General features: G+C 72.5%; 2 protein-coding genes. Both read left to right on the top strand.

All coding sequences use genetic code 11. From position 1 onward, the window contains the following. Window positions 1-134 precede the first annotated feature (134 nt). Window positions 135-356, top strand: coding sequence for a hypothetical protein (locus tag OO62_RS36100; protein ID WP_129322905.1), 222 nt, complete (start codon window positions 135-137; stop codon window positions 354-356). 60 nt (window positions 357-416) lie between these two features. Beyond that, window positions 417-1,553, top strand: a complete 1,137-nt coding sequence (locus OO62_RS36095) for a winged helix DNA-binding domain-containing protein (RefSeq protein WP_234385968.1) — start codon at window positions 417-419, stop codon at window positions 1,551-1,553. Window positions 1,554-1,671 lie beyond the last annotated feature (118 nt).

Genomic DNA, 1,671 nt, shown 5'->3' with positions numbered 1-1,671 from the left:
TCCCTCCATAGACGCACAGGCCGAGGGCGACGGGGTGCCTGGTAAGGCCCCATGCCGAGGAACCGAGGGGCACGGCGAACTCGCGGGATGTTGCACACGGCGGGGGCGATGACGGCAGCCCGCGGATGCCGCTGATGTCGGCTATCACCAAGGACCTGATGCTGCGCGGCTTCGCCACGCTGCACACCCCGGACCAGATCGAGGAGTGGAACGCGCGGTTCGGCCCGTGGCTGCGGGAGGGACGCAACGTGTTCCTGCACACGGTCGTCGAGGGCGGCACCGGTCAGCTCCCGGCGGCGTGCGCCGCCCTGCTCGACTGCACGTACAGCAGCACGATGCTGGTGCGCATGAGCTGAGCGGCATCGCAGTACGGCGGTGGCGTCCCGGGCGCGGTCCGAGGCAGCCACCGTGTTTTCGTGAGTGGACACGAGGAAGGGAATCCCGTCGTGGTGACAGGAGACGTGAAGGTGCTGGACCATCGGGCGCTCAACCGGAGCCTACTGGCCCGGCAGTTGCTGCTGGAGCGGTCCGCGATGCCAGCGGGGCGGGCGGTCGCGCACCTGGTGGGCATGCAGGCACAGGCGCCGAACCCGCCCTACATCGGCCTGTGGACGCGGCTCGCCGGCTTCCGCATCGAGGACCTGGCCTCCCTCGTCAGGAACCGCGAGGTGGTCCGGGTGGGTCTGATGCGCGGCACGATCCACCTGGTCACGGCGGACGACTGCGTCGCACTGCGCCCCGTCCTGCAGGGCGCCCTGCGGCAGGGGCTGAAGGGCGCCTTCGGGCGCAAGCTCGAAGGGCTCGACGTCGAGAAGGTGGCCGAGCTGGGCCGCGAGCTGGTCGAGCGGGAGCCGCTCACGCTGGGCGGCCTGGGCACCCTGCTCGCCGAGCGGTGGCCGGACCGGGACCCCTTCGCCCTCGCCAACGCCGTGCGCAACCTGGTACCGCTCGTGCAGGTGCCGCCGCGCGGGCTGTGGGGCGAGAGCGGGCAGGCCGTGCACACCAGCGCCGAGGCGTGGCTCGGCCGGCCCGTCGCCGGGCTGGCGGCACCGGACCTGATGGTCGAACGCTACCTGGCGGCCTTCGGGCCGGCCACGGTCAAGGACATCCAGGTCTGGTCCGGCATGACCCGGCTCGCCGACGCGGTGAACCGGCTCCGGCCGCGGCTGGCGGTCTTCCGCGACGAGAACGGCCGCGAACTGCTCGACCTGCCGGAGGCCCCCCGCCCCGACGCGAACACCCCCGCCCCGGTGCGCTTCCTGCCGGAGTTCGACAACATCCTGCTCTCCCACGCCGACCGCGCCCGCATCCTCACCGAGGAGCAGCGCAAGCTCGTCTTCACGCGGAACGGGCTGATCAGGTCGACGTTCCTGGTGGACGGGTTCGTGGCGGGCGTGTGGCGCGTCGAGCAGACGCGCGGTGCCGCCGTCCTCGTCCTGGAGCCCTTCGGTACCCTGCGTGCCGGGGACCGCGCCGCGCTCACCGAGGAGGGCGGCCGGCTGCTCGCGTTCGCCACGGCCTCCGCCGCCTCGCGCGAAGTCCGCTTCGCCTGATGCCCGGCCATGCGCACGGCGTGTGCAACATCCCGCGAGTTCGCCGTGCCCCTCGGTTCCTCGGCATGGGGCCTTACCAGGCACCCCGTCGCCCTCGGCCTGTGCGTCTATGGAGGGA

Source organism: Streptomyces lydicus (genome assembly GCF_000717345.1).
Lineage (GTDB): Bacteria > Actinomycetota > Actinomycetes > Streptomycetales > Streptomycetaceae > Streptomyces > Streptomyces lydicus.
This window is presented reverse-complemented; position numbering and strand designations above follow the sequence as displayed.

Excerpts from the sequence above, each read along its gene's own strand:
- OO62_RS36100 (WP_129322905.1), top strand. The coding sequence starts at position 135 with ATGTCGGCTATCACCAAGGACCTGATGCTGCGCGGCTTCGCCACGCTG.